Here is a 25,123-nt window from a genome sequence, read left to right on the forward strand (position 1 = left end):
TGAGTTAATTTTGACCGCTTCACAAAATAATTTACAGTCTCAGGTGCCGCTTACTCAGTATTAGCACAACTCTCAGTATTATTTCAAATTGTAAGGATTTTTACTAAGTTTAGATAGTTTGTGGGCAGCTTAATTAAGCTGAAACATAACTGTTAACTTAAAACTATAAATGTTTGACTTTCATTCTCCTACAAAACAAGGCTCTCAGAGTCAAAAATCCTTATCTTCTCAAGCTAAAACGAAAAAATCACTTGCTCGTCGAACACTTATTCAAATTGCGTTTAGTGTTACGGCTGTTATTGTTGGCTCAACAGCGATTAGCTACTTTCAGATTGTTTCTACTCTCAAGTCGCAGACGTTAGACCAACTCAAGAGTCATGTAATAGAGCGAGGTCAACGAGAACAAAGTATCTTTTTAATGGCAGAAGATAACCATGCCATCTTTAAGGAGGAGTGGCTACGACGCTTGGAAAATACTGATAGCGAAGGCGTGAAAGCTCGCTTCGATCAGCTATTTGTGCGTTTTCCCGATGGGGCAACCCGCAATCGCCCCAACTTGTTCGATGGCAAACGGCAAGCAGGCGTGTTCATTGATAAGCCAGTTCTAATCAATGATGACATTCGCCGTCGCGTAGTAACGTCCTACGATTTAATCAATGCCTATGGTCCACCCTGGCATAATCGCTTTCCGGATCTCTACCTGAATATGCCAGAGAATATTGCTGTTATTTACTGGCCTGATTATCCAACATGGGCACAGGATGCCCCCGTTGGCTTTGACTTATCCAAGGAAGAATATGTGTGGGTTGGTGACCAGAAGCACAATCCAGCTAGAGAAACGGTTTGGTCGGGGGCTCAAATCGATGGGGTTGCTAAAATCTGGATTCTTTCTTGTGTAACGCCTATCTACTCTAATGACAGAATCATCGGTACTCTTGGACAGGATGTATTACTGAATGATTTATTTAAGCGAACGATCGAGGAGCACATTGAAGGCGGTTATAACCTAATTTTTCGAAAAGATGGTCGCCTGATTGCTCATCCGCAATTGATGGAGCAAATTCAGCAACAAAAAGGTGAGTTTAAAATTCTTGACTCAGGAGACACTCAGCTAAAACGTATTTTTGAGGCGGTCACAAATAAAGCAACCGATCAAGCCGTCATCGATAATCCGAACGAGAGCAATTACTTAGCTGTCACTACGCTACAGGGACCTGATTGGTACTTTGTTACCGTTTTACCCAAAGCAATTTTGGCTGAAAAAGCGATCTCGCTAGCTCGCTTTACGTTGTTTCTAGGCTTTGGCTCCCTCATGATTGTTGTAGCAATTGTGTTTTGGGTTTTACGTCGGCGCATTGCAACTCCTTTAGAAGAAATCACTGTTGCAACGAATCGAATTGCCAATGGAGAGTTTCAGGTGGTTCTTGATGACAGCAGCCAAGATGAGTTAGGTCGGTTAGCACAGGCATTCAACACAATGATCCGAGAGGTCGCCGCTAAAACGACAGAATTGGAGGCTAAAACGACAGAATTGGAGGCTAAAACGACAGAATTACAGAGAAACCTGGAGCAGCAGGCTATTTCGGTCAATCAGACGACTGCCACAATGGATGAGTTAAATACCTCTTCTCGGCAAGCGGCTGAACAAGCTGAAGCGGCTGCAACTGGAGCGCGCCAAGTTCTCATATTGATTGATGATAGTGAGCAAAAGAACGGTTCTGGAACTGCTTCTAGCTTAAAAGCGAAGGTCGAACAAATTGGAGAACAAATCTTACACTTTAGAGATCAAACGACTCAAATCAATGCGATTTCTAACTTAGTCAGTGATTTAGCTAACCAAACGAACATGTTGGCACTCAATGCGGCGGTCGAAGCAGTTCGGGCCGGCGAAAATGGTAGGGGCTTTGCTGTTGTGGCTGCTGAGATTCGAAAACTAGCGGATAGAAGCCGTAAATCGGCTGAACAGATTAGTGAACTGGTAGCCAGTATTCAAAAAGCGACGAAAGCTACTGTGGCAGTATCCGATGAAGGCCGTAAAACCGTGGAAGAGATCGTAGATGCAGTCAATACGATTACAGTGAATAGTCAGCAAATCTCTCTAACGGCTAAACAACAGTCGATCGGAATTCAGCAAGTTGTCAGTGCGATGAATGCTTTGAGTCAAGCTGCAAACCGTGGATAGTCCCAATTAATCCCAATGGAGTGAGTATTTCCAGGCCAGTATTGAATCTGGTGAAGCTTTAGGGAGAACTCCGATTGGAGAAGTTACTGTGGCGTATTTGGAGGTGAATAGCCCTGCTCAAGTAGTAGCACGACAACTATGGATTCGTTTGGGTTTGTTCCATAACTACGCGGTACAACAACGCCCATGCACCCGCCGAACATCAAAATTGATTAGTTGGAATCACAAAGTTATCTGTATCGGCTCAACTGTACCGTTATGCTGCTGAGTCTTCGGTAAAGAGGCAACCAAAGGGCTATCTGTCGATGTTCAGGATTGAATTATTTTGAGGTTTCGGTAGGGCGGCAGGTGAAGGGTATCTGCGGAGCGGTTTAGGCTTTATTGTGGTGCTCAGACCCTTTACCAACTTGATAGGAGGACATCAACGTGACTGATGAACAACATTCCCTGCTGAAAGCATCAGACATCAATTCAATGGATGCGTTTGAGTTTCATCATCCGCTTAACCCCAATTCAGAAATTTATTTACGCTTCCTTGGGCGTGCTGTTGGTCTTAAACGCATTGGTGTAACGATTGCTCGTGTACCATCAGGCAAGGAATCCTTCATTTTCCACGCTCACCAAAATGAAGAAGAATGGGTTTACATTTTGTCGGGTCGAGGTATTGCGGAAATTGGAGATGTGGAGTACGAAGTCGAACCAGGAGACTTCATGGGCTTTGGGCTACCTCAACAACCCCATCATCTTCGTAATCCATTCGATGAAGACCTTGTATATCTGATAGGTGGAGAAGCAGGACGCTTAGATGTTGGCGTTTTTCCTCGGCTTGGTAAACGAGTGATTAGGGATGGTGAGTCAGCTTACATCGTTGATGAGTCAGCGCTTCAACTTTTTTGGAGCAGCAAGCAATCTACTGAGGATTGATATCTGTTGGAGCGATCGCGGCATAACAACCCTAGTGCAGCGGCCACTTGTGGAGTTAAATAAAGTGTTGGCAACCGCTGACCAAGAGCGTTAGGCTGAAATTTGTTCTAAGTACAGCTAGGGTTCATAGAAAAGACTTGAGGGATCACAAAATGCAAAGCCAGAATATAGATTTAATCCGAACCCTTTTTCAAAGCCGCTTAGCGACTCTTGAGCATCTCTTGAAGTCAGCTCAGACTCATTTTTGTGATGACGAGTCGTTTCTTCAAAAGCGCATTGCAGCTGATATGTTTCCCTTCGGTACACAGATTGCTTTCACCTGCAATCAACCACGCAACTTTGCTCTCTGGTGTGATGGCCAACCTGCGAATAATCTAGATCCACACGTCATAGCTCTCACACAGGCATACGAACACATAGCAAACACTAAGGAACTTCTTTTGGGTGTTAACGCTGAAGATGCAAAGCTAGCTGAGGTGACGCGCATTAACTTGAGTCAGGACCTCTACGTCGAGTTGTCTGGTAATGCCTACGTGAATGAATTTCTAATTCCAAACTTTTACTTCCATCTGGTCACGGCTTACGATATTCTTCGCATGGCTGGTGTACCAATTGGAAAACGAGATTATATGCTGCACTTGGTGCCATTAATCAGAAAGAATGAAGCCTAAGTATTCATTTGCAGCGAACGGTCAAGAGTCACTCGCTCTAAATTCGGGATTATTGCCACAACGTAAACCAGTGCCATAAAGCAACTTAATTAAAAGTTGATATACGCCGGATAACTTTTGAAGAATTGCTAAAACTTCATCTTTTGTCAAAACGGTTGGTAAATAGTTAGATTTCTTTACACAAACTGCATCGACTTTCAAATCTAAATCTTGTTTTAATACCTCTTTGTAGAGAAACAAAACAGCATGAATTGCTTGATTTTGCGTTGATGCGGCCACATTTTCATTGACAGCAAGATGTGTTAAAAATTCTTCAATTTCCTTACTTCCCATATCTTTGGGATGGCGCTTATTATGAAAAAGGATATAGCGTCTAATCCAATAGATATAGGTTTTTTCTATTTGATAAGAATAGTACTTAAGGCTGATAACATCTTGCACCTGTTCGAGGAGTTTCTTTGGACGTTGTTCTATTGGAAGTTGTGCAGAAAATTCCGTGTCATATCCTAAATAAGGATGTTATACGGAAAATTTCTATATAACATCAAGGGATACAAGGAAAAATTCTATATAATCCTCCTGTAAAGGGTGGTTATACGGGAAAATTCTGTATAATACCTAAATAAACGGGTAAAAAAGAAGTTTTCCGTAGATTCAGGCAAGAATCCGTTATAATCCTTGATGTATTAGGATTGAGAAAAAGATTATACGGAAAGTTTCCGTATAATAAATAATTAGGCTGCATAGATTGTCTGTAAGGCTGGTATTTCGAGCGCATCTGTTAGGTGTTTAAGGTTACTCATTTATGCCATATTCGTTTCAAATTGGGCATAGCTACACAAGGCGTGATGTTTACCGAGTAATTGGAATCCCTGAAGATACTCATGGAGGAAATTGGGATACAGGATATGCGCGTCATGGTAATGATTGGTTTATCTTCTGCAATGTTGGAACCTCTGGACGAACAGGACATGACTATGCCAATAAATGGGTAGGAGATCGACTGGAGTGGTATGGAAAAACTAATTCACAATTACACCATCCATCTATTCAGTCCATGTTGAGCTTAGATAGTGATACCTATATTTTCTGGCGTGAAAACAACCAACAACCTTTTATCTTTGCTGGAATTGGGAATGCAGAAGAAGTTGAAGATATAACACCTGTCAAAATCATTTGGACATTTGCGACAGCAATATTCCCTGATGAGATTCCTGCATCTGCAATACTACGAGAGGGGGCAGTGTGTAAAGTATCAGTCAACGCTTATGAACGTAACCCAGTTGTTAGACAGCAATGCATTAAACACTACGGCACAAGTTGTTATATTTGCGGCTTTAACTTTGGGAAAATATTTGGAAAATTAGGAGAAGGTTTCATTCACGTTCACCATCTCAGACCCCTTTCTGAGATTCGTGAAGAATACGAAGTTAATCCTGTGGAAGATTTACGTCCCGTATGTCCTAATTGCCATGCCATGATTCATCGACGTTCCCCACCACTTAGTATTGAAGAAGTTAAGGTTTTAATCACATAGTTAACACGCGAGGCAACCTAACACGTCACGGCAGCGGACGGACGAAAGCTACTGGTGCTGAATTCAAGTTCATCTGCCGCCGCTGCGTTTTGCCGTTATGCTTCGGAACAAGTAGCGATGTACATCAAGAGGTTAGATTTACTCTGCATGCAGCTGCACATAACGTTGTGGACAGCTATTTTATATATTGGATTTTCTGTGTGCTTTGGGTCATGTTAACGATCGCACAATTAGGCACCAACAAGAACCTAATTGCAGTTTTTAAGCAGCTTTGCATCAAGGTATAAAGCCGAGAGCGGCGTTTCAAGAAAAGTTGAAATGCCGCTCTCATTTTTGTCTCTGGCTTCTACTCGCGTTCAAAATTACTGCAAGTTAGCGTAGCTGATACTAGGCTTAAAAACTCCTCGCAGAGGTTTTCGCTAAGACTGAGCGAAGGTCATAGCGATCGCGGTTCATCACCTTGTCCCAGGCTGCTACAAAGTCATTCACAAACTTCTGCTGCGAGTCCACACATCCGTAGACTTCTGCAAGGGCGCGGAGCTGAGAGTTTGAGCCGAAGATCAGGTCAACACGGGTCGCAGTCCACTTCAGGTCGCCTGTTTTGCGATCGCTCCCCTCGAACTCATACTCATCTTCAGAGGTCGCCTTCCACGTCGTACCCAGGTCGAGCAGGTTCACGAAGAAGTCATTTGTCAACGTCTCTGGGCGATGGGTAAAGACGCCGTGCTTAGACCCTCCATAGTTCGCACCCAAAACGCGCAAGCCGCCCAGGAGAGCCGTCATTTGAGGGGCTGACAGGGACAGCAATTGCGCCCGATCGACCAGCAACTCTTCGAGTGATTCGCTGTGTTTGCCGCTCGTGTAGTTGCGGAACCCGTCCGCCGTCGGCTCAAGTGGAGCGAAGGATTCTACATCCGTTTTCTCTTGCGACGCATCCGTGCGTCCCGGTGTAAAGGGAACCGTCACGTCGTGACCAGCATTTTTCGCCGCTTGTTCAATGCCCGCGCATCCGCCCAGAACGATCAAGTCAGCGAGCGAAACCCGCTTTCCGCCAGACTGCGAGCTGTTAAACTCCTGTTGAATTCCCTCTAGGGTTTGCAGCACCGTTGCCAGTTGGGCTGGCTGGTTGACTTCCCAATCCTTCTGCGGCGCAAGACGAATGCGCGCCCCATTCGCGCCACCGCGCATATCGGAGCAGCGGAAGGTCACTGCCGACGCCCAAGCAGTCGAAACCAGTTGGGAGACAGACAGCCCCGAAGCTAAAATCTTGGCTTTGAGAGCGGCGATGTCTTGCTCATCAATCAACTCATGGTCAACTGCGGGGATGGGATCTTGCCACAGGAACTCTTCCTGAGGAACCTCTGAACCGAGATAGCGCGATCGCGGTCCCATGTCGCGGTGGGTCAGCTTGAACCACGCCTTGGCGAACTGCTCTGCGAACTCATCCGGGTTATCGTGGTAGCGCTTCGCAATCTGGTTGTAGATGGGGTCCATCTTCATGGACATGTCCGCCGTGGTCATCATGGGGGCGTGCCGTTTTGACGGGTCGTGTGCGTCGGGCACCGTACCCGCACCAGCATCGCCCTTGGGCTTCCATTGCCACGCGCCAGCGGGACTCTTCGTCAGCTCCCAGTCATATTTGAACAGGGTTTCAAGATAGCTGTTGTCCCACTGCGTCGGCGTGGGGGTCCATGCGCCTTCGATACCGCTGGTGATCGCATCGACACCGACACCCGTGTTGAAGGCGTTCTTCCAGCCGAGGCCCTGATCGATAATGGTGGCACCCCCAGGATCGGCACCTACGTGCGTCGCCTCGCCCGCACCGTGACATTTGCCAAAGGTATGTCCACCAGCGGTGAGCGCGACCGTTTCTGCATCGTTCATCGCCATCCGAGCAAAGGTCTCGCGAATATCGCGCCCTGAGCCGATCGGATCGGGTTCGCCGTCTGGTCCTTCCGGGTTGACGTAGATTAGGCCCATCTGAACAGCGCCGAGGGGATTCAGGAGGACGCGATCGCCTTCGTAACGCTCATTGCCGAGCCAAGCTTTCTCAGAACCCCAGTAGATGTCTTCTTCTGGCTGCCAGACATCCACGCGCCCACCAGCAAAGCCCAACGTTTTGAAGCCCATCGATTCCAAGGCGCAATTGCCGGCGAAGATCATCAGGTCAGCCCACGAAATTTTCTTGCCGTATTTCTGCTTGATGGGCCAAAGCAACATGCGCGCCTTGTCGAGGTTGGCATTGTCAGGCCAACTGTTGAGCGGCTCAAACCGCTGGCTACCCGAACCCGCGCCGCCGCGACCATCGCCAATCCGATATGTGCCGGCGCTGTGCCAAGCCATCCGGATGAAGAGCGGCCCATAATGACCGTAGTCGGCTGGCCACCAGTCCTGGGAGGTGGTCATCAGCTCGTAGATATCTGCCCTCAAGGCAGCTAAGTCAAGACTCTTGAATTCCTCAGCGTAGTTGAATTCCTCACCCATAGGATTGGCTTGGGGGGTGTGCTGGTGGAGGATGCTCAGATTCAAATAATTCGGCCACCAGTCTCGGTTCGACGGCATATGACGAGGCTGAGATTTCTGACCGCCGCCCGTAAATGGGCATCCGCTTCCGCTGCTCATACTATTTTCCTATCAAGATGTGTGGGTCGATTTTTTGATGTACTGCGGGTATTGCCAACAAATAGCACATAGTAATTACTGGAATAATCGATGAACAAATAATCGAAGAGAAATATAATCAACGTTATGATTTGAAACAATGAATTTGTGATTTGCAACAATTAGTTAATTACCAATAAACCAAGAGTGCGATCGCGTTAGCGAAGCGGGACGTAGTCCAGCGCTGCTGCATTCGCCCTACAGCCCTCCCTTGCATCCTACGGCAGGCGTTACCGAAGCGTCGCGCAGATGGCAACTCTATTAGGTTTGTTAAGTTACTAGCACAGTGTACTCATTGCGATCGCACTGATTGTTCATTATCGAATTAGATCAAACTTTGCCGAATGGGGATGTTGAGTTTCCTTCTGTCAACCCAACCTATGGCAAGGGGCGATCGCACTAGACGGACAAGAGTGTCAGTTATGATGCAAGTATTGCCTGCCACAGAGAAATATCAACCATTACGATTCGTTGACGCCTAGATAAAGTGGAGCTAAGCGCTATGAAAGATACTGCCCAGATTACGGGTTTTCATGCTCATATCTACTTCGATACCTCCAGTCGTGATGCGGCGGCGCGTGTACGTGAAGGATTGGGCGCGTCTTTTGAAGTGCAGCTGGGGCGTTGGCATGACAAGCCCATTGGTCCACACCCAAAGGCAATGTATCAAGTTGCATTCTTACCAGAGCAATTTGGCAAGGTTGTCCCCTGGTTAATGCTCAATCGTGAGGGATTGGATATTCTCGTCCACCCCTCAACAGGCGATGATGTGGGAGACCACACCGATCGTTCTCTGTGGTTGGGAGAGAAGCTAGAGCTGAATATCGAGATCCTAAGGGCGATTGGAATCAGCTAATAATTAGACAGCTAGTGGCGATCGCAGTTGTCTATCTCCTCTAATAAGGGTGTTATGAGGCGATCGCACTCCCATTCACAAAGTGAAGGCTAGCCCCCTTTTCACACCTCTCGCCCAGTTCGGTACCTAAACTGAGAGCGATCGCTCAGCATCTGATCGTGTACTAGAAGTTGGTTTCCGTAGGCAATTAGCTTGCTTCATTTGTGAGTTGTGACGGTACACTAAGCTATCTATTTTGTCTTCGAGCGACAGTAACTCCTCATAATATTCCTGGGTTTCATCCGGTCAATAATTGATTCTTTGCAACGTGCGATCGCTTCTACTAAAAAGGTACGCAGCTCAGCCGTTCGTAACAAACTTTCAAAAAATAGCTGTAGTGCCAGTAAATCTGGGAATACTTATATAGATTACCGAAAGGTACTAGGGAACCTGAAATTCATCCAAAATTAGGAGTTCCGCTCCCTCACCTAAAACTATTTGTCATCGCAGCAAGGAAACTTCCATCAAGATGAGTAAAATTACGCTTTCAGAGCGCGTCCGCTACGGGTTCGATAATTTCATGGCTAGAGGTACTGTTGCTCTGATTGGCGGATTAGCCTTGACCTCTCTAGCCTTTATCTTTTTAATGGGGTTCTTGGTCAGCATCACCGGAGTTGCGCCGGAAGGAAGCGATCGCCTTCATCCTCTAGAAGCGATTTGGAGCGTTTTCATGCGGACTCTAGACTCAGGCGCAATGGGCGGCGATACAGGCTGGCTATTTCGGTTTGCGATGCTCTTTGTCACCTTTGGCGGTATCTTCATCATCAGTACCCTAATCGGCATTCTCAGTAGCGGCATTGATACGAAGCTAGAAGACTTACGGAAAGGACGTTCCCGTGTCGTTGAAACCGATCACATTGTAATTTTGGGTTGGTCGCTGCAAGTATTTACCCTCATCTCAGAACTCACCCTTGCTAATGCCAATCGACCCGGTACTTGCATTGTCATTCTCAGTGAAGAGGACAAAGTACAGATGGAAGATACCCTTTCTAATATCTTGGGTAAACGTTCCAAAATTCGCTTAGTTTGTCGCACGGGTAGTCCCAGCAATATTACTGATTTAGGGATGGTGAATGTCCAAACGGCACGCTCAATCGTGATTATAAGCTCATCCAATGCCCATGCTGATATTCAACTCGTTAAAACGCTGTTGGCGATTACCAGTATTCCACGCGGCGTACCCCAGCCTTATCACATCGTTGCTCAAGTTCAAGACCCCAAGAGTTCCGACGTTGTTAGTCTAATCGGACGCAACGACATAGAGGTTTTACTGACGAACGATCTCATCTCGCGGATCGTCGTGCAAACCTGTCGTCAATCAGGCTTGTCAACGGTTTACATGGAGCTACTTGACTTTAGCGGGAATGAAATTTATATCAAAGCAGAACCAACTTTACAAGGAAAAACCTACGGCGATGCGCTTTTAGCCTACAACGATTCTGCGGTACTGGGAATTAAACACGCTGATGGGACGATCCAGCTTAATCCACCGATCGACAGGTCGTTACAACCCAACGAACAACTTGTTTTGATTAGCGAAGATGACAGTACCATTCATCTGTCTCAACTATCTAATATCCCTATCGATCGTCAAGCGATTCAAGTTAAAGAGAAAAATGCGATCGCCGCCGCAGAAAACACCTTAATTTTGGGATGGAATGACCGCATTTCTACCATTATTCAACTACTCGATCGTTACGTTGCTCCCGGCTCCACCGTTACAGTCGTTGCTGAGTTTCCAGAAGCTGAGGTCGTATCAACTGAATCGCTCAACTTACAACAACAGACTGTGCGGTATTCCCAGGGAAATCCTACCGAGCGTCAGGTATTAGAAAGCCTCGACTTAACTAAATACAATCATGTTCTCGTACTCTGCAATACTGACTTAGAACCAGAGCAAGCGGATGCTCAAATCTTGATTACATTGCTTTATCTGCGGGATATTGCCGATCGCTATAAGTGCAATTTTCAGGTTGTCACGGAAATTTTAGATTTGCGAAATCAAGCCTTGGCACAAGTAGCTCGCCCGGATGATTTTGTCATCAGCGAGCAAATTGTTAGTCGGCTGCTGGCTCAAGTTTCCGAACAGAAAAGCCTCAATGCTGTGTTTGCCGATCTCTTTAGTCCTGAAGGCTCAGAAATTTATCTTAAGCCTGTCGGTGAGTATGTTGCGCTCGATCATCCCGTTAATTTTTACACAGTTGTTGAAGCTGCCAAGCAACGTGGTGAATCGGCAATTGGCTATCGTTGTAAAGCGGATGCTAATAATTCAGGTAGAGCTTATGGGGTGACGATTAATCCCAAAAAAGATCAACTGATTACGTTTACCCCGCAAGATACGATCGTTCTATTAGCGGAAAACTAAATTTTAGTTTCAATCTTTTTGTATTGATGTACGCGATCGCCATTGACTATCTTAAGGATTCCGACCCTATCCTGGGACGACTCATTGACCAAATTGGTGCGTGTCAACTGAACCAGTACGAACTGGAGGGAGACTTGTTCTTTTGCCTATCCCGGTCAATTCTCCACCAACAACTTTCCACCAAGGTGGCTAAAGTCATCCACCAAAGGTTTCTCCAGCTTTACCCAGACACTCTGTTTCCTTCGGCACAAGATGTCCTCGACACGCCGGATGAAGTCCTTCGCGGCGTGGGAATTTCGCGCCCCAAAATCTCTTATATCAAAGACTTGGCACGTCACGCGATCTCCGGATTGCCCACGCTTGAAGAGTTGGAAGTCATGGACGATGAGGCGATTATCAAGAGTCTAACGCGGGTCAAAGGCGTCGGACGATGGACTGTGCAGATGCTCCTGATTTTCCGTCTCAAACGATGGGATGTTTTGCCTGTGGATGACTTGGGTGTACGTGCAGGGATTCGGAAACTCTACGATCTTGAGGCACTTCCCGATCGTAAGACTACAGAAGGTTTTGGACAAAAGTGGAAGCCTTATTGCAGTATTGCCTCGTGGTACTTGTGGCGCAGTTTGGAACTAAAGCCAGTTTGAGGATTGCTGGGAAAGGGGAGAAGATGCGATCGCTCTCACGGTTCATCCTCATAGATCCAAAGTGTGCAATTGCCTTTTGGCTAAAACTACTAGATTTTTATACAGTTACGGCTAGATGTGTAAAGTGCTACCTTGTTAACAGGCAATTTTATAAAGTAAAAACACTCAGCAAATGGTTTCTTCAAACTTCAACCTAAGACTCCAACATTTAGAAGACAATATTAAACAAGACTTAGCTTTACTCAAGAAGTATGAAGATGCTGAGCGCTACGAAGATGATCCACGTCGCCAGACCAGGTATCAGCGAGAGATTGATCAATTAAAGGAATCAGCTACTCGATATCAACAGGAGTACGATGAGCTGCAAATTCAGATAACTGGTGAACCCACTCTACAAATGCAGAGTATAGCAATCCAGTTGCAGCAGATGGATACTAAATTAAATACTCTATATGCTGGACAAAAAGCTATCTATGAAAACGTTAATCATTTACGTAAAGGACTGCTAAACCGCTACAAGTCTAGTGAGCAGCATATAATTGCGGTGATTACGGAACGGCTAGATAAGGCTCAAATAGCTACAGTATCGTCTGTACTAGAAGCACTTGAAGCTGACAAAATATCAGAGTTTGAAACACAGCAGTTATTACAAGGAACTCAGCAGATGCTAGCTGTATTAAACCAGCGGAATATTGTACTGCCCGGAGAGCAAGAAGTAACTGAGACTATTAAGGCTCCTGAGCTTGATGCAAAACATAAGTTAAGGGTTACTCTACCTATTATTCCCTTAATATTGGAATATGAAGCAGAGTTGGAACTAGGAACAGGAATTAATCTCAAGGCGGCTTGGCAAAAGTTGGTGGTGCCATTTAGAGGAGAGTAGATAGTGAATCTGCACCAACAACGCGAACAAGACTTGCATGAACACATCGAAAATGATTTAAAATTACTAAAGAGCCTAGAAGATAAATTGCGCTTGTCAACAGATGAAAAGGATAAGGTAAAACTAAAAAATGAAATAAAAGAGCTTAAACAGAATATTTCTGATCATCAAAATGAAATAAACACAAATCTCACACAACGACGAGAATCTATTGCCCGTGAAATGCCATTAGTTACCTTTGATGAGCTAGATATCGTAACTAAATTCATTCTTGCTATGCCACCTGCTTCTCCTGAAATAAACTTTAATCTTACAGACATAACACAGAAAATATCGAAAAACCATCTCACGCAGGAGGTTCATTTTCTACTAACGATGGGAATGGGTAAAGTCAAAGAAGTTGGGCGTTTCATCGAACACAATGCGCTTTTACGCCCTGACTTTCCTGAAAAGTTGAAGGCTGGATTTTTTGCAGAATATCAAAGATTATGCACAGCAGGCATTGAAGGAGATGCTTTATTCGACTCTTTGTATAAGTTTTCTTGTGGTAATAGTGCCGATATTAGGAAAGCAGCAGCAGGTTTGGCAGTTTTATCCTATTTCTTCGAGAAGTGCGAGGTGTTTGAGCGATGACTCTCTCTACAAACCACAGCTCTAGTTATAACTCTCCCATCATTCTCCCTACAAAGCACATCTCTATCCGTAACTCTTTATTGGGGGTTGGTGCTAAACTACTAGAACATCTGTACTATCCAAAGACAGTTTCATCGCTTTGGAACGCTGTATCTACCATGCCTGAAGTTGCGACCTTTGAACGTTTTGTTTTAACTCTTGACCTTCTATACATAATTGGAGCAGTTGAGATGGATGAAGGGCTGCTTCGCAGGTGTAATCGATGATCCGTGCTGTTCGCTGCAATCATGCTTCGTTCAAGGAAGTTGAGTTCACACCTGGCTTCAACGTCGTTTTGGCAGATCGGACAGAAGTATCGGGGAGGAGGGATTCGCGTAATGGTCTAGGTAAGTCAACTCTGATCGAAATTATTCACTTTTGCCTTGGAGCCAGGATGACAAGAGGCAAAGGACTCGGTGTTATAAATCTTAGAGGTTGGGCTTTTAGTTTAGAGCTTACACTTGCTAATCGAGTTGTTACAGCAACTAGAAGCACTGAGGATCAATCAAAGATACTAATTAAGGGAGATACTACAGACTGGCCTATTCAGCCAAAGGTAAAAGAAGGGCAACAAATTCTTAGTCTTAAGGATTGGACTACAGTCCTTGGATCTTTAATGTTTGGGCTACCCAATGATGATGAAGATAGAAAATATCACCCTACTTTTAGAAGCCTCATTTCTTACTTTATACGTCGTGGGCGGGATGCATTTTCTACACCGTTTGAACATTACAGAAAGCAGATTGAGTGGGACAAGCAAATTAACAATGCGTTTCTATTAGGTCTTGCGTGGGAAGATGCTAGAGACTTGCAACTCTTAAAAGATAAACAAAAACTACTAGACGATTTCAAAAAACTTAAAAAAGATACTGAGACTGGAGTTGTAATAGGAATTCTTGGTTCTTTAGGTGAACTCGAAGCTCTGAAAGTTCAGGTTGAGTCACAACTACGTGAAAGGAAAGAAACTCTAAGTAATTTTCGAGTTGCTCCTCAGTACCATGAATTAGAAGAGACTGCTAATCGTTTGACTACAGAAATCCATGAAGCAACTAATAGCAATTTTACAGATCAGAAATTACTTAAATTTTATCAGGTTAGCCTTGAAGCAGAAAACGAACCTTTACCCAGTGATATTGTTCGTCTATACGAAGGTGCTGGTGTTGAGTTGCCTGGGTTAGTAATTCGACGACTAGAAGAAGTAGAAATATTTCATCGTAAACTTATTGAGAATCGTCGCGAGTTTTTATCTGCTGAAATTCAACGTCTGATGAGGGATATATCGTCTAGAGAATTTCTCATTCGGCAAAAAACTGAAGAACGTGCTTCTTTATTGGAAGTGCTACAGACACACGGTGCGCTAGAAGAATATACAATGCTTCAAGAACTTTATCTAAAAACTGTAGCTGACCTTAATGAAATAAATAAACGCATAGAAGAATTAAAAAAAGTTGAGGAATTAAAAAGCACTTTAAAAATCGAAAAAGAACGACTATTGCAACGCGCACGCCGTGATTACGAAGAGCGGCATATTCAAGTAGAGCGAGCTATTAGTTTATTTAATGATAACTCTCGGTTTCTTTACCATGTTCCAGGAACACTCGTTATAGATGTAGGCGAAAATGGCTTTCAATTCAGAGTAGATATTAGGCGTGACAGTAGTGAAGGGATTGGTAACATGAAGATATTTTGTTACGACTTAATGTTGGCACAACTTTGGTCTGAACGTGAGACATCACCATACCTACTTATTCACGACAGTACGATTTTTGATGGTGTAGATGAGAGACAAGTATCACTTGCTCTTCAGTTAGCTGATAGGGAGTCTAGGCGATGTGGTTTTCAGTACATATGTACTTTTAATTCAGATATGATTCCACGTTCACAATTCGCAGTTGATTTTAATTTGAATTTCGATTCCTTTATAAGACTTACACTTACTGACGATAGTGATGAGGGAGGACTACTAGGTATTCGCTTTTAGACGGAAGTTTACCCCAGTGCAATTGCCTTTGGCATCAGCTCTCGCTAAACGCAAGCACTAGTCCCTACAGTCTCCTATCTAAAGTTAAGCCAACTATAGTTGGTGAGTAAGACGCTCTTAGCTAAGGACATGACTACAGTCGCGATCTTGCCAATATCCGATGCGAGTGGTGAGAGGATTTATCGAGCGATCGCAATCTGCAATCGTCAAGCGATCGCTCATCCTAAAATTATCGAGAACAATATTTCCCAGCAACTCGCAGTATAGCTGCCAAACTTTTTTCCACATCAGCATCCGTTGTTGCCCAAGACGAAACACTAATTCGCATCGCCGTCTGCCCTTGCCAAAGCGTACTGCCACACCAACAAGTCCCCTCGGCTTGAATATCGGCAATCACCTGATGGGTCGTTTCTGCATCCCCAAAGGATACTAAGACTTGATTCAACACCACATCATTGAGAATGGGGTAACCAGCCGCTTTCAACTCCTTGGCAAAGTGTCTAGCATGGCGACAGGTACGCTCAATTAAGTCTGCCAAACCAGAGCGACCGAGCGATCGCAAAGCTGCCCACACCTCAACACCACGCGCACGCCTCGATAATTCAGGAGTATAGTCTGACGGGTTGCGCTGCTCGCTGACAGTGGGTAAATACTCGGCAGTAATCGCCATTGCCGCTTGCAACGCATAGGCATCGCGAACAAACGCCAGCCCACTATCATACGGTACGTTTAACCACTTGTGAGCATCTGTCGCCCAAGAATCAGCCTCTTCCATACCAGCGGTGAGGTGCGCCAACGATGGAGCGGCGGCGGCCCAGAGTCCGAATGCGCCGTCTACATGCACCCAGGCTCCCACTTCCTTGGCGCGATCGCAAATCTCTCCAACTGGATCGCACGCACCTGTATTCACATTTCCGACTTGGGTACAAATAATCGCAGGACGATTAAGGGATGGAATCGCATCTGGACGCATCCGCCCCTGTCCATCAACGGGGACTTTCACAACTCGGCTTCGACCTAATCCCAGCAATCCCAACGCTTTCAACAAGCTTGGGTGCGCTTCCTCGCTAACTGCAACCGTAATCGGTGGCGCACCAAACAACCCGTCTGCTTCTACATTCCAACCTTCCCGTTCGAGTACGGCGTGGCGGGCGGCAGCTAGTGCTGTAAAGTTAGCAACAGTTGCTCCCGTGACGAAGGCACCACCGCAGTCGGCAGGGAGATGCAGTACGTCTAGCAGCCAGCGCAAAGCTACCTGCTCCAGTAAGGCTGTAGCTGGGGTGATGCGATACATTCCACAATTTTGGTCCCACGCGGCAGCTAACCAGTTGGCTGCTAAAGCGGCAGGCAGTGAACCACCCGTGACAAGTCCGAAGAAGCGGGAACCTGCTTGTGCGATTGATGCGGGTGAACCAACTCGATCGAGTAGTTGCAAGACAAGTTCAGGATCGACAGGTTCATTGGGGAGGGGTTCATCGAACTGGATGAGATTAGCGATCGCTTCCTGGGTTGGCGCAACGTTCCGAGCGTCCAAGCCTTCAAGATAGCGAACAGCATATTCAGACGTTGTTTGCAAGAGTTCTCGCATATCCTCTTCCTTCCCTGCACGGGGCTAAACAATCCCGCATAAGCGAGCATAGCGCAGCGCTACTGGAATGATTTTTGGATGCAACAAGCTGCCGTCGCGCCTAAATAGGAATAAGCTGCTCCTTTTACATGGGTTGTTCAGGCAGCGAGAGGGGTTCTTCAGGCAGCGGGATAAACTCGGTTTCGTGTGGAACCCGCTCAAACCGTCCGTTCTTCCAGTCCGCTTTCGCTTGCTCAATGCGCTCAAGGCGGCTAGAGACAAAATTCCACCACTTGTGCCGCTCACCGACAGGTTCACCACCTACCACAATGCAACGAGCGTCAGCTTTCGCACTAATGCTCACAGTCTGATTGGGATTCAATACAATCATTCGTTGTGGCTCCAGCGGTTCGCCATCTATGCTCAGACCGTTTGTAACGCTATAGACGGCTTGCTCACTATAGTCCGGAGGCAGCGTGAACTCGGTTCCAGTCGGCAGTTGGACATCGAGGTAGATCATCGGCGAGAACGTTTGAACGGGTGATGTGCGACCATACGCCTGCCCTGCAATTAGTGTGATTGAGACACCCCCATCTTGCCAAGCGGGGATGTCAGTCGCTGGGTAGTGACGAAACCAAGGTTCGGTCTCCTCATGTTCCGAAGGAAGTGCGAGCCACGTCTGGATACCATGTAGCCGTCTTTCGCGACTCCGAACCGCATTGGGCGTTCGCTCCGAATGGACAATGCCACGACCCGCAGTCATCCAGTTCACTGCTCCGGGATGAATTTCTTGAACAACCTTGAGACTATCGCTATGGAGCAGCACCCCTTCAAACAAGTAAGTCAGTGTTGCTAAATTGATATGCGGATGCGGTCGCACATCCATCCCTTGACCCGGTGCAAAGATAGCTGGGCCGAGATGGTCGAAAAAGATGAATGGTCCAACCATCTGCCGAGTTGCGTGAGGCAAGATGCGCCTCGCCTCAAATCCGCCCAAATCTTTAACTTCGGGTTCAAGAACATCACCAATGCTGTTGGACATAGCAAAGATTACCCCGTAATTCTGACCAAAGCCTGATTAATTTTCTAATCTTAGAGCTATATCAGCTTCTTCCTTTTGATTAGGGATACAGATTGTTGATCGCATCTTCTCTACAGCCTGGAACTGCTTACCTCAAGTGGGCTGTGCCACGTTATTACTAGGAGTTAGATGGCACAGATAACTTTGGTATTCTGAAGTCATTCAAAGCAGTTTTAAAGTGATGACTCAGGTTGTAATTGTCGGGGCAGGTCCTGCTGGTGCAACGCTTGCACTGCTTCTCGTCAAACGTGGCATCGCCGTCAAACTGATTGAATCCTCCCGTAACTTCCGGAGAGTTTTTCGCGGTGAGGGGCTGATGCCCAGTGGGCTAGATGCTCTAGAGCAGATGGGATTGTCGTCTGTGCTAGAGAGCATCCCTCATCGACCTTTGGATGCCTGGGAAGTCCTGATCGAAAATCGGTTTCTGTTTCGAGTTAATGAGCCAATCGAACCGGGTGGTAAGCCCTGCACCCTTGTCTCACAACCTGCTTTCCTGGAAGCCGTGATCGACCAGGCAAGCACTTATCCCAATTTTGAGTTTGTCCAGGGTACTCCAGTGCAGGATTTGGTGTGGAGCGAGCAACGGGTTTCGGGCGTGAAGCTGGGTGACGATCGCTCCATCTGTGCCAATCTAGTCATTGGGGCGGATGGTCGTAATTCTGTTGTTCGGCAGCAAGCCAACTTACCTCTAGAGCAACAGTCCGGAAGCTTTGATATTCTTTGGTTTAAATTGGCTGATAGCGATCGCTTTGAATCCGAGAACGTATTTTATTCGATTGTTCGCGATCGCAATGCATTTGGGCTGTTTCGCTCTTCCGAGGGGAATCTTCAGATAGGCTGGGCACTCCATGAAGATGCCCCAATGGACTGGAAGCAAGCCGATTGGCCTGATATTTTGGCAGAAGCCTCGCCCCCGTGGTTAGCCGAGCATATCCGGACTCATGCGGAAAGTATTGAGCGTCCTGTTCTGTTATCCGTTGTCGTCGGGCGTTGTCCGCGTTGGTATGCACCAGGCTTACTGTTACTGGGCGATGCCGTTCACCCAATGTCACCGATTCGCGCCCAAGGCATCAATATGGCATTGCGGGATGCGATCGTTTCAGCAAATCATCTGGTTCCCTTGTTGCGTGAGGGAGCAACAGATGCGGCAATTGATGCGGTGTTGCCACAGATTCAATCTGAACGGGAGCCAGAGATTATTCGAGTGCAGCAGCTTCAAAGTCAGGAAGCGGCTCAGGCTGAGCTATTGCGTAAAAGCGCACTGCTGCGATGGGCGGTGAGTCAGCTAGCTCCCCTGCTGGGCAAGGGCGTGAGGCACTCTTGGTTACAAAGGCAGCGCCAGTTGCGCCAAGGGGTAACGCAGATACAGTTAACGGTGTGAACTAGGGGGTAAACTCCTGTCGTCATGTTTGCAATACCAGTAGAGCCGTTACAGGTAATAACAAGATGAGGAAAATACTATACATACTCATTGGTCCAAAAGGCTCAGGAAAAACATATATTGGAAGTCAAGTCAATAAAAATACAGACATAAAGTTCTTAAGAGTAGAGCCGATCTGGCTGAAATTAGCGCCAGGTGAGAATGGTTGGAAACAGTTGAGAAGGAAATCGATAAGGAGTTTCAGCAGCATAGTAAGGTAATGATTGAAAGTTTAGGGGCAGGAGACGGATTCAATTAGATGCATTCGTCATTAAGAAATAAATACGAAGTCAAGTTGATAAAAGTCTTTGCTGATTTAGAAGAGTGTTTGAGGAGAGTGAGAAACAGAGACAATTCAGAACACATACCAGTATTAGATGAGAAAGTAGAAGAATACAATAAGATAGCAGCAAGCATTAACCATCAATGGGATGCGGTTATTGATAATAATAGTCCGGCTACTGATGAAGATATTCTTAGGGTCATCGAATCTATATAAGCAGCTTCTAAAATTGGCATCAGTGGTGAAAGCATCAGCAGTGAAGGCATCTGTGCCGACGCATCAATCAAGTTGCGCTTCGCTCTTCTCGCTTCGCTATCGCCTAATTTCAGACCCCATAGTATCCCAGCAGCGAATGAGAGCAAGAGGTCTATTGTATCAAGACAGTCCAGCCTTAAACTCATCTATGAGAAAGTCAATAAAGCATTTAATCTTCGCCGACTGAAAGCGTCCTCGACGGTAAACGACCTGAATCGGGATTGGCTCAGGTTCGTATTCTTTTAGGATGACGTTGACCGATTGATTTTGGAGTTCATCAGTAAACGCCCATATGGGGGAGGTGCCAATGCCAATGTTTGCCAACACGGCTTCACGTAGCGCCATCGAGTTATTGACTTGCAGATTTCCACTCACTGTTACTGTCGTGCCTCGAAAATGCCATTCATTACCCGTAGACTGCCGGGTATAAACAATGCAGTTGTGGTGCAAAAGGTCGGCTGGTACTTGTGGCTCACCAAACTTCTCCAAATAGGCTGCCGATGCGGCTGCGACAAATCGGTATGTGCCGAGTGGCTGTGAGATTAAGTTGGGATCGACAAATTTGCCAATTCTGATTGCTAAATCGATACCCTCTCCAACTAAATCGACAAAGTGGTCAGACATCGTTAGGTCAATCTTGATATCCCGATAGCGATCGAGAAATCGTTTCAGGCGAGGGAGTACCTGCATCTGCCCAAACGCAACCGAGCAATTGAGCCGCAATAGTCCAGAAGGGTTCTGCCGTTTTCCCACACTAGACTCGGCTTCAGAGAGTGCTTCGAGAACGGCTTGGCAACGCTCATAAAAGCGCATTCCCTCATCGGTCAAACTCACTTGGCGCGTTGAGCGCACCAGTAATTGCACGTCCAGATACTCTTCTAGTGCAACAATCTGTTTGCTAATCGTGGGTTGAGTGGTACCCATCTCTCTAGCAACGGCGGAGAAACTGCCCGTTTCCACTGTTCGCACAAAACTCTTGATGCAGGCGATCAGGTCTGACATGGGGATTGATTCTCAAACGGAATAAATCATATTCCATTTTGCAGTCTTCTCAAACCCGAAGGAATGAAACATGATTGATGTTGTGAGGCAAATCAAGTTTCTCACCTAACAACTTTGAGCTAACCAATAGAAGAAAAATCATGATTACAGCAACAGACCTGAAAGCCAACTTTGAAGACATCAAGACCCTGGTTTTACAAGGGAAAGCGATGGAAGCCTTTGAAAAATACTATGGCGAGGATGTAGTGATGCAGGAAAATGAAACGCCTGCCACTGTAGGGAAAGCAGCCAATCGCGCTAGAGAACTGGAGTTCTTTTCTAAAGTGACTGAATTTCGTGCAGCAGAACTGAAAGCGGTTGCTTATGGCGAAGACGTGATTATTTCTGAGTGGTTTGTCGATTACACCCATTCTGAATGGGGCAAAGTCACGCACGATCAAGTGTCTGTACAGAGATGGAAAGATGGCAAAGTAATCCACGAGCGTTTCTATTACGCCGCCTAAACTGCCTCAACGATTTTGATGAATCCGACAACTTGCTAACACTCACGAAAACGCTCCGCAGCCTCAATAACCAGTTGGCGGGCTTGCTCCGGTCCAAAGCGACCTTGAGGCTCAAACGTTTTGCCCTTAGCCGCGTTGTACGACACGAAAAAGTGTTCAATCTCGTGGATGAGGTTCTGATTCAGGTCGTCGAGCGTTTTCACGTCATGCTGGTTGCGGGAGTTGGCGGCAACAGCGAGCAAGCGGTCATTGCGATCAGTTTTCCCCTCCTCGGTTTGAAAAGCGCCAAAGCCGCCGATGAGCCGCGATGGGACAAGGCAGCCGACGAAGGCAGGCTCCTCCATCAATACCAGCACGTCGATAGCATCGCCGTCGTCGGCTAGAGTCGAGGGCACGAAACCGAAGTCGTATGGGAAAAATGCGCCTGCTGCCAGTACGCCGCCCAACTTGTACAACCCGTACTTCTTGTCCCACTCAAATTTGTTACGGCTGCCCTTGGGCGTGTCAATGATGACGTTGAGCGTTTCGGCATCATCTGAGTCAAACGGAGGGAGGTGGAGAGGGTCGGTTGCCATAGTTTACTAGCACGTATCTATTTCTTGCTAGCGATAGCGTTAGCGAAGCGAGGCGTAAGCCTAGCGCTGCTGCGTACTCCGTTGGAGAAGCCGAAGGCTAGCGCAGATCGCACTTATCATATCGCGATCGGTCATCTAGTTTTATGGAGCGTAGGACATAGAGTTCGACTGCATCTGCCCCTTGACCTATCCAAACTTGGATTGCAACTCCATCCGATTTGCTCAAAATTCAGCATGCCAACCAACCTTAGGATGTAATTCTCGGTGTACTTTACCCTGCGGGGTTTATCTACCAGGCTATGCAAACGCCCCTACCCATCTATTGCAACCATCATTTAGCAGAGAGAGAGTAGGGGCGAATTTATCTAGTCTCAGCGTTAGCAGAGCGAATGTTCGCAGCAGTGGAATCAGCATTGATGGAAATTCAGATGTCTGCTATACGCAATCCTAAATCAATGTGACTTTTCCGGTATCCAGATCGTAACGACCTCCGACAATTTTGAGCTTGTCATCTAGCAATCGTTCCGAAACGATCGTTGAATTTTGTTTTAATTTCTCAATTTGATACCGAACGTTTGCAACTACAGCGTTATCAACCGGATCGCCCGATTCATCTTTTGTCTTAGCGATCGCAGGTTTGATGGCTTTAACAAAAGAATTCATGCTTCCAGGGAGACGTTCCCCCTGGACTGCGGCAGTGACAGCACCACAGCGTTCGTGACCTAAAACCATAATCACAGGAGTGCTGAGGATAGCGACAGCGTATTCCAAACTGCCAAGCACCTCCGGTGTCACAATATTTCCGGCAACCCGGATATCAAATAAGTCACCGAGTCCTTCGTCAAACAAAATTTCCGCAGATACCCGCGAATCCGCGCAGGTTAGCAGCGTTGCAAAAGGGTGTTGTGCTTGGGCAATTTCTTTAACCCGTGCCTCTGATTGATCGGGATGTTTAGCCTTGTGTTGCACAAACCGTTGATTGCCCTCCATCAACCGTTTTAGGGCGGCATCAGGGCTGGGAGGCTCAACGGTCGCTGCGATCGCTCGGTTTGCTTGCACGCCCCAGAATGCACTTCCCGCCACAGCCGCCATCAGTGCTATTCCGCCATTTCCCGTTAAATTCAAGAAATTGCGCCGCCCCATCAACCCATTGTTTTGATTCATCGCTATTGAAGAAGTAAAAGTTGCAGAATAAACGATTCAAAGTTCAAAGCCGAAGCTAGACTTTATTTTTGTTTTTTAGTTTCTTCAGATTCACAGAAGATAGAAACAGCCGCCTTACAACGAAGCAACGCATCTCGTCGAGCGAATTTCCATCGCATCAGAAATGTAACAGCTGCCTCCAAACTTGTTGAGGATTGGTCGAATAATTTCCACAGCACCTTTAAGTTTTTCTGGCGCACAAAATGCGATGACATAGACATTATCCAGCATCGTCATATCTAAATCTTCAGAACCGCCTCTAAGCCCCTGTCCGGCAACATTTCGGATGACTAGGTGCCCGGTTACACCTGATTTTTTTAAACTGTCTAAAATTTTGCCAAGTTCAACTGAATTTGCGATGACTTCTATTCGTTTAACTGAATGCATGATGTTATCTCCAAAGCATCTCAATGCCGTACAGATATACGGGAATTCCGACAATGATGTTGAAAGGAAACGTTACAGCTAGTGCGGTAGAAACGTACAAGCTAGGATTCGCTTCAGGAACCGTTAAACGCATAGCGGCGGGAACAGCAATATAAGAAGCACTTGCACAAAGTACCGCAAATAAGAGCGCGTCCCCCTTGGGCATTCCGATGAATTTTGCAATCAAAATTCCAATGCCTGCATTGAGGATTGGGATTAGTATTGCAAAAGAAATGAGAAAAACACCCGTTTTTTGCAAGTCCTTAATCCTTCTAGCTGCAACCAACCCCATGTCGAGCAAAAAGAAGGTCAGGATACCGTAGAACAATCCTTGAGTAAAGGGTTCCAAAGTGTGCCAACCGCGTTCTCCAGTTAGGACTCCGATGATCAGGCTACCAACCAGCAGAAATACGGAGCTATTCAGGAAGGCTTCTTGCAACACTTCGGGCCAGGAAAAGTCCCGATCTCCCTGGCTGGGTGTGAATAGATTGACCAGAATCAGCCCGACGATGATAGCCGGAGATTCCATAAGCGCTAGGGCTGCAACCATATAACCATCATAATCAATCCCCAACTCGGTCAAAAAAGCTCCTGCCGTGATAAAAGTTACGGCACTGATGGAGCCATAAGTCGCGGCGATCGCTGCTGCATCGTAGATATCCAGCTTCAGCTTCAGGATAAAAAAGGTATAGATCGGGACGGCACACGCCATCAATACGGCTGCCAGCATGGTGAATATCACTTCCTGGGTTAAGCCGCTTTTAATCAGTTCTACTCCTCCCTTAAAGCCAATGGAAAATAGTAGATAAAGTGACAGTAACTTGGGGAAAGGAGCCGGAATTTCCAGATCCGATTTAACAAAAACTGCCACCATACCTAGAAAGAAGAATAGGATTGGTGGATTTAGGATATTAGAAACGATCAGGCTTGTATCCATATCTACTCCCCATCCTGGATAACCAAGAATTTGAAAAAGGTTTTAATCATGACTGAAGTGACACAGTGGTTCTACGCAACATCTGATGCGTAGAACCACTGTATGGCAATTGAGCCGCTAAAAAGATATAGGAAATTTTTATACTAAGTATAAATAAAACCTTTCTAACTACCGAAATCAGCCGGGAGATGGGTTTGACAAGAACTGAAGTCGCTACTGCAACAACAGCGCCGATTACGGGCGAATTGTAGTGAGAATGGCAGTACCTCCCCAGGAGATGGAGGCGTTGATGCCATTTCTCGATACGTTTAGGCTTAGCTATAGGGATGACAGCCAGAACTCAGGAATCTGTTTTTGGGCTAGGGCGATCGCTCGTATACCGATGACGACCCAGACGCATTAAAAATTGTCAACCCAATTGGTAAAGCGCTTTCATCCAGCCGTTTAGTGCAGTGA

General features: G+C 46.3%; 24 protein-coding genes and 1 pseudogene. 16 read left to right on the plus strand and 9 right to left on the minus strand.

What is annotated here, in order from left to right:
- Positions 1 to 169: 169 nt before the first annotated feature.
- From NC996_RS18500 to NC996_RS18510, 3 genes are all read left to right on the plus strand, one after another.
- The gene (locus NC996_RS18500; RefSeq protein ID WP_190683907.1) at positions 170 to 2,182 is read left to right on the plus strand and encodes a methyl-accepting chemotaxis protein; all 2,013 of its coding nucleotides are present in this window, start codon (positions 170 to 172) and stop codon (positions 2,180 to 2,182) included.
- Positions 2,183 to 2,608: 426 nt separating this feature from the next.
- A complete protein-coding gene (locus tag NC996_RS18505) occupies positions 2,609 to 3,106 on the plus strand; it encodes a cupin domain-containing protein (protein ID WP_190683911.1) in 498 nt (165 codons plus the stop codon).
- Positions 3,107 to 3,258: 152 nt separating this feature from the next.
- On the plus strand, positions 3,259 to 3,777 hold the full coding sequence (locus NC996_RS18510) for a DUF1993 domain-containing protein (RefSeq protein WP_190683913.1): 519 nt from the start codon (positions 3,259 to 3,261) through the stop codon (positions 3,775 to 3,777).
- 21 nt (positions 3,778 to 3,798) lie between these two features.
- Here the strand turns inward: NC996_RS18510 and NC996_RS18515 are convergent, their stop codons facing one another.
- Positions 3,799 to 4,218 carry a phage integrase N-terminal SAM-like domain-containing protein gene (locus tag NC996_RS18515; RefSeq protein ID WP_339380245.1) on the minus strand — a complete coding sequence of 140 codons (420 nt, stop codon included), beginning with the start codon at positions 4,216 to 4,218 and terminating at the stop codon, positions 3,799 to 3,801.
- Between the two features lie 364 nt (positions 4,219 to 4,582).
- On the opposite strand from NC996_RS18515, the gene NC996_RS18520 reads away from it, so the two are divergent.
- Positions 4,583 to 5,314 carry a DUF3427 domain-containing protein gene (locus NC996_RS18520; RefSeq protein WP_190683916.1) on the plus strand — a complete coding sequence of 244 codons (732 nt, stop codon included), beginning with the start codon at positions 4,583 to 4,585 and terminating at the stop codon, positions 5,312 to 5,314.
- 393 nt (positions 5,315 to 5,707) lie between these two features.
- On the opposite strand, the gene katG is transcribed toward NC996_RS18520, so the two are convergent.
- Positions 5,708 to 7,936, minus strand: coding sequence for a catalase/peroxidase HPI (katG, locus tag NC996_RS18525; RefSeq protein WP_190683919.1), 2,229 nt, complete (start codon positions 7,934 to 7,936; stop codon positions 5,708 to 5,710).
- 541 nt (positions 7,937 to 8,477) lie between these two features.
- Between katG and NC996_RS18530 the strand changes: the two genes are divergently transcribed.
- From NC996_RS18530 to NC996_RS18565, 8 genes are all read left to right on the plus strand, one after another.
- Entirely contained in the window at positions 8,478 to 8,831 is a 354-nt protein-coding gene (locus NC996_RS18530; RefSeq protein WP_190426645.1) for a DOPA 4,5-dioxygenase family protein, read from the plus strand.
- A 508-nt stretch (positions 8,832 to 9,339) separates the two neighbouring features.
- A complete protein-coding gene (locus tag NC996_RS18535; RefSeq protein ID WP_190683922.1) occupies positions 9,340 to 11,235 on the plus strand; it encodes a potassium transporter TrkA in 1,896 nt (631 codons plus the stop codon).
- A gap of 23 nt (positions 11,236 to 11,258) precedes the next feature.
- Complete coding sequence (locus tag NC996_RS18540; protein ID WP_190683925.1) at positions 11,259 to 11,879, plus strand: DNA-3-methyladenine glycosylase; 621 nt, start codon at positions 11,259 to 11,261, stop codon at positions 11,877 to 11,879.
- Between the two features lie 172 nt (positions 11,880 to 12,051).
- Positions 12,052 to 12,762 (plus strand): hypothetical protein, encoded by a 711-nt coding sequence (locus NC996_RS18545; RefSeq protein ID WP_190683928.1) that lies wholly within the window; start codon positions 12,052 to 12,054, stop codon positions 12,760 to 12,762.
- Between the two features lie 3 nt (positions 12,763 to 12,765).
- Positions 12,766 to 13,395, plus strand: a complete 630-nt coding sequence (locus NC996_RS18550) for a hypothetical protein (protein WP_190683931.1) — start codon at positions 12,766 to 12,768, stop codon at positions 13,393 to 13,395.
- Positions 13,392 to 13,661 (plus strand): ABC-three component system middle component 6, encoded by a 270-nt coding sequence (locus NC996_RS18555; RefSeq protein ID WP_347277783.1) that lies wholly within the window; start codon positions 13,392 to 13,394, stop codon positions 13,659 to 13,661. The genes NC996_RS18550 and NC996_RS18555 overlap by 4 nt, the downstream gene beginning before the upstream one ends.
- 167 nt (positions 13,662 to 13,828) lie before the next feature.
- On the plus strand, positions 13,829 to 15,415 hold the full coding sequence (locus NC996_RS18560) for a DUF2326 domain-containing protein (RefSeq protein ID WP_199302969.1): 1,587 nt from the start codon (positions 13,829 to 13,831) through the stop codon (positions 15,413 to 15,415).
- Positions 15,416 to 15,544: 129 nt separating this feature from the next.
- Positions 15,545 to 15,682 carry a hypothetical protein gene (locus tag NC996_RS18565; protein ID WP_339380246.1) on the plus strand — a complete coding sequence of 46 codons (138 nt, stop codon included), beginning with the start codon at positions 15,545 to 15,547 and terminating at the stop codon, positions 15,680 to 15,682.
- Here the strand turns inward: NC996_RS18565 and NC996_RS18570 are convergent.
- The gene (locus tag NC996_RS18570; protein WP_190683936.1) at positions 15,645 to 17,003 is read right to left on the minus strand and encodes an aminotransferase class V-fold PLP-dependent enzyme; all 1,359 of its coding nucleotides are present in this window, start codon (positions 17,001 to 17,003) and stop codon (positions 15,645 to 15,647) included. The two genes, NC996_RS18565 and NC996_RS18570, sit on opposite strands and share 38 nt — an antisense overlap.
- 124 nt (positions 17,004 to 17,127) lie before the next feature.
- The gene (locus NC996_RS18575; RefSeq protein WP_190683938.1) at positions 17,128 to 18,024 is read right to left on the minus strand and encodes a pirin family protein; all 897 of its coding nucleotides are present in this window, start codon (positions 18,022 to 18,024) and stop codon (positions 17,128 to 17,130) included.
- Positions 18,025 to 18,244: 220 nt separating this feature from the next.
- On the opposite strand from NC996_RS18575, the gene NC996_RS18580 reads away from it, so the two are divergent.
- The gene (locus tag NC996_RS18580; protein ID WP_190683941.1) at positions 18,245 to 19,444 is read left to right on the plus strand and encodes an FAD-dependent monooxygenase; all 1,200 of its coding nucleotides are present in this window, start codon (positions 18,245 to 18,247) and stop codon (positions 19,442 to 19,444) included.
- A gap of 298 nt (positions 19,445 to 19,742) precedes the next feature.
- Complete coding sequence (locus NC996_RS18585; protein ID WP_199302971.1) at positions 19,743 to 19,982, plus strand: hypothetical protein; 240 nt, start codon at positions 19,743 to 19,745, stop codon at positions 19,980 to 19,982.
- A 159-nt stretch (positions 19,983 to 20,141) separates the two neighbouring features.
- Here the strand turns inward: NC996_RS18585 and NC996_RS18590 are convergent, their stop codons facing one another.
- On the minus strand, positions 20,142 to 21,023 hold the full coding sequence (locus NC996_RS18590) for a LysR family transcriptional regulator (RefSeq protein WP_190683944.1): 882 nt from the start codon (positions 21,021 to 21,023) through the stop codon (positions 20,142 to 20,144).
- Positions 21,024 to 21,163: 140 nt separating this feature from the next.
- On the opposite strand from NC996_RS18590, the gene NC996_RS18595 reads away from it, so the two are divergent.
- Entirely contained in the window at positions 21,164 to 21,526 is a 363-nt protein-coding gene (locus NC996_RS18595; protein ID WP_190683948.1) for a SnoaL-like domain-containing protein, read from the plus strand.
- 35 nt (positions 21,527 to 21,561) lie between these two features.
- Here NC996_RS18595 and NC996_RS18600 read toward each other — a convergent pair whose 3' ends face one another.
- From NC996_RS18600 to NC996_RS18615, 4 genes are all read right to left on the minus strand, one after another.
- The gene (locus NC996_RS18600; RefSeq protein ID WP_190683952.1) at positions 21,562 to 22,101 is read right to left on the minus strand and encodes an inorganic diphosphatase; all 540 of its coding nucleotides are present in this window, start codon (positions 22,099 to 22,101) and stop codon (positions 21,562 to 21,564) included.
- A 447-nt stretch (positions 22,102 to 22,548) separates the two neighbouring features.
- Positions 22,549 to 23,265 carry a carbonic anhydrase gene (locus tag NC996_RS18605; RefSeq protein WP_190683955.1) on the minus strand — a complete coding sequence of 239 codons (717 nt, stop codon included), beginning with the start codon at positions 23,263 to 23,265 and terminating at the stop codon, positions 22,549 to 22,551.
- A gap of 114 nt (positions 23,266 to 23,379) precedes the next feature.
- Positions 23,380 to 23,691: a P-II family nitrogen regulator gene (locus NC996_RS18610; RefSeq protein WP_190412390.1), complete on the minus strand. Its 312-nt coding sequence runs from the start codon at positions 23,689 to 23,691 to the stop codon at positions 23,380 to 23,382.
- A 4-nt stretch (positions 23,692 to 23,695) separates the two neighbouring features.
- Positions 23,696 to 24,667 carry a sodium-dependent bicarbonate transport family permease gene (locus NC996_RS18615; protein WP_190412389.1) on the minus strand — a complete coding sequence of 324 codons (972 nt, stop codon included), beginning with the start codon at positions 24,665 to 24,667 and terminating at the stop codon, positions 23,696 to 23,698.
- 220 nt (positions 24,668 to 24,887) lie between these two features.
- On the opposite strand from NC996_RS18615, the pseudogene NC996_RS18620 reads away from it, so the two are divergent.
- Positions 24,888 to 25,070: pseudogene (locus tag NC996_RS18620) on the plus strand (hypothetical protein); the annotation flags it as partial.
- Between the last annotated feature and the right edge of the window lie 53 nt (positions 25,071 to 25,123).

Origin of the sequence: Trichocoleus sp. ST-U2 (assembly GCF_039961875.1) — a bacterium.
GTDB lineage: Bacteria > Cyanobacteriota > Cyanobacteriia > Cyanobacteriales > FACHB-T130 > FACHB-T130.

What these genes read in the sequence shown, in the direction of transcription:
- NC996_RS18590 (WP_190683944.1), bottom strand. Translation starts at nt 21,023, where the DNA reads ATGTCAGACCTGATCGCCTGCATCAAGAGTTTTGTGCGAACAGTGGAA.
- NC996_RS18585 (WP_199302971.1), top strand. Translation starts at nt 19,743, where the DNA reads ATGCATTCGTCATTAAGAAATAAATACGAAGTCAAGTTGATAAAAGTC.
- NC996_RS18500 (WP_190683907.1), top strand. Translation starts at nt 170, where the DNA reads ATGTTTGACTTTCATTCTCCTACAAAACAAGGCTCTCAGAGTCAAAAA.
- NC996_RS18520 (WP_190683916.1), top strand. Translation starts at nt 4,583, where the DNA reads ATGCCATATTCGTTTCAAATTGGGCATAGCTACACAAGGCGTGATGTT.
- NC996_RS18510 (WP_190683913.1), top strand. Translation starts at nt 3,259, where the DNA reads ATGCAAAGCCAGAATATAGATTTAATCCGAACCCTTTTTCAAAGCCGC.
- NC996_RS18560 (WP_199302969.1), top strand. Translation starts at nt 13,829, where the DNA reads ATGACAAGAGGCAAAGGACTCGGTGTTATAAATCTTAGAGGTTGGGCT.
- NC996_RS18580 (WP_190683941.1), top strand. Translation starts at nt 18,245, where the DNA reads ATGACTCAGGTTGTAATTGTCGGGGCAGGTCCTGCTGGTGCAACGCTT.
- NC996_RS18570 (WP_190683936.1), bottom strand. Translation starts at nt 17,003, where the DNA reads ATGCGAGAACTCTTGCAAACAACGTCTGAATATGCTGTTCGCTATCTT.
- NC996_RS18595 (WP_190683948.1), top strand. Translation starts at nt 21,164, where the DNA reads ATGATTACAGCAACAGACCTGAAAGCCAACTTTGAAGACATCAAGACC.
- NC996_RS18535 (WP_190683922.1), top strand. Translation starts at nt 9,340, where the DNA reads ATGAGTAAAATTACGCTTTCAGAGCGCGTCCGCTACGGGTTCGATAAT.
- NC996_RS18545 (WP_190683928.1), top strand. Translation starts at nt 12,052, where the DNA reads ATGGTTTCTTCAAACTTCAACCTAAGACTCCAACATTTAGAAGACAAT.
- katG (WP_190683919.1), bottom strand. Translation starts at nt 7,936, where the DNA reads ATGAGCAGCGGAAGCGGATGCCCATTTACGGGCGGCGGTCAGAAATCT.
- NC996_RS18600 (WP_190683952.1), bottom strand. Translation starts at nt 22,101, where the DNA reads ATGGCAACCGACCCTCTCCACCTCCCTCCGTTTGACTCAGATGATGCC.
- NC996_RS18610 (WP_190412390.1), bottom strand. Translation starts at nt 23,691, where the DNA reads ATGCATTCAGTTAAACGAATAGAAGTCATCGCAAATTCAGTTGAACTT.
- NC996_RS18530 (WP_190426645.1), top strand. Translation starts at nt 8,478, where the DNA reads ATGAAAGATACTGCCCAGATTACGGGTTTTCATGCTCATATCTACTTC.
- NC996_RS18565 (WP_339380246.1), top strand. Translation starts at nt 15,545, where the DNA reads ATGACTACAGTCGCGATCTTGCCAATATCCGATGCGAGTGGTGAGAGG.
- NC996_RS18615 (WP_190412389.1), bottom strand. Translation starts at nt 24,667, where the DNA reads ATGGATACAAGCCTGATCGTTTCTAATATCCTAAATCCACCAATCCTA.
- NC996_RS18605 (WP_190683955.1), bottom strand. Translation starts at nt 23,265, where the DNA reads ATGAATCAAAACAATGGGTTGATGGGGCGGCGCAATTTCTTGAATTTA.
- NC996_RS18575 (WP_190683938.1), bottom strand. Translation starts at nt 18,024, where the DNA reads ATGTCCAACAGCATTGGTGATGTTCTTGAACCCGAAGTTAAAGATTTG.
- NC996_RS18555 (WP_347277783.1), top strand. Translation starts at nt 13,392, where the DNA reads ATGACTCTCTCTACAAACCACAGCTCTAGTTATAACTCTCCCATCATT.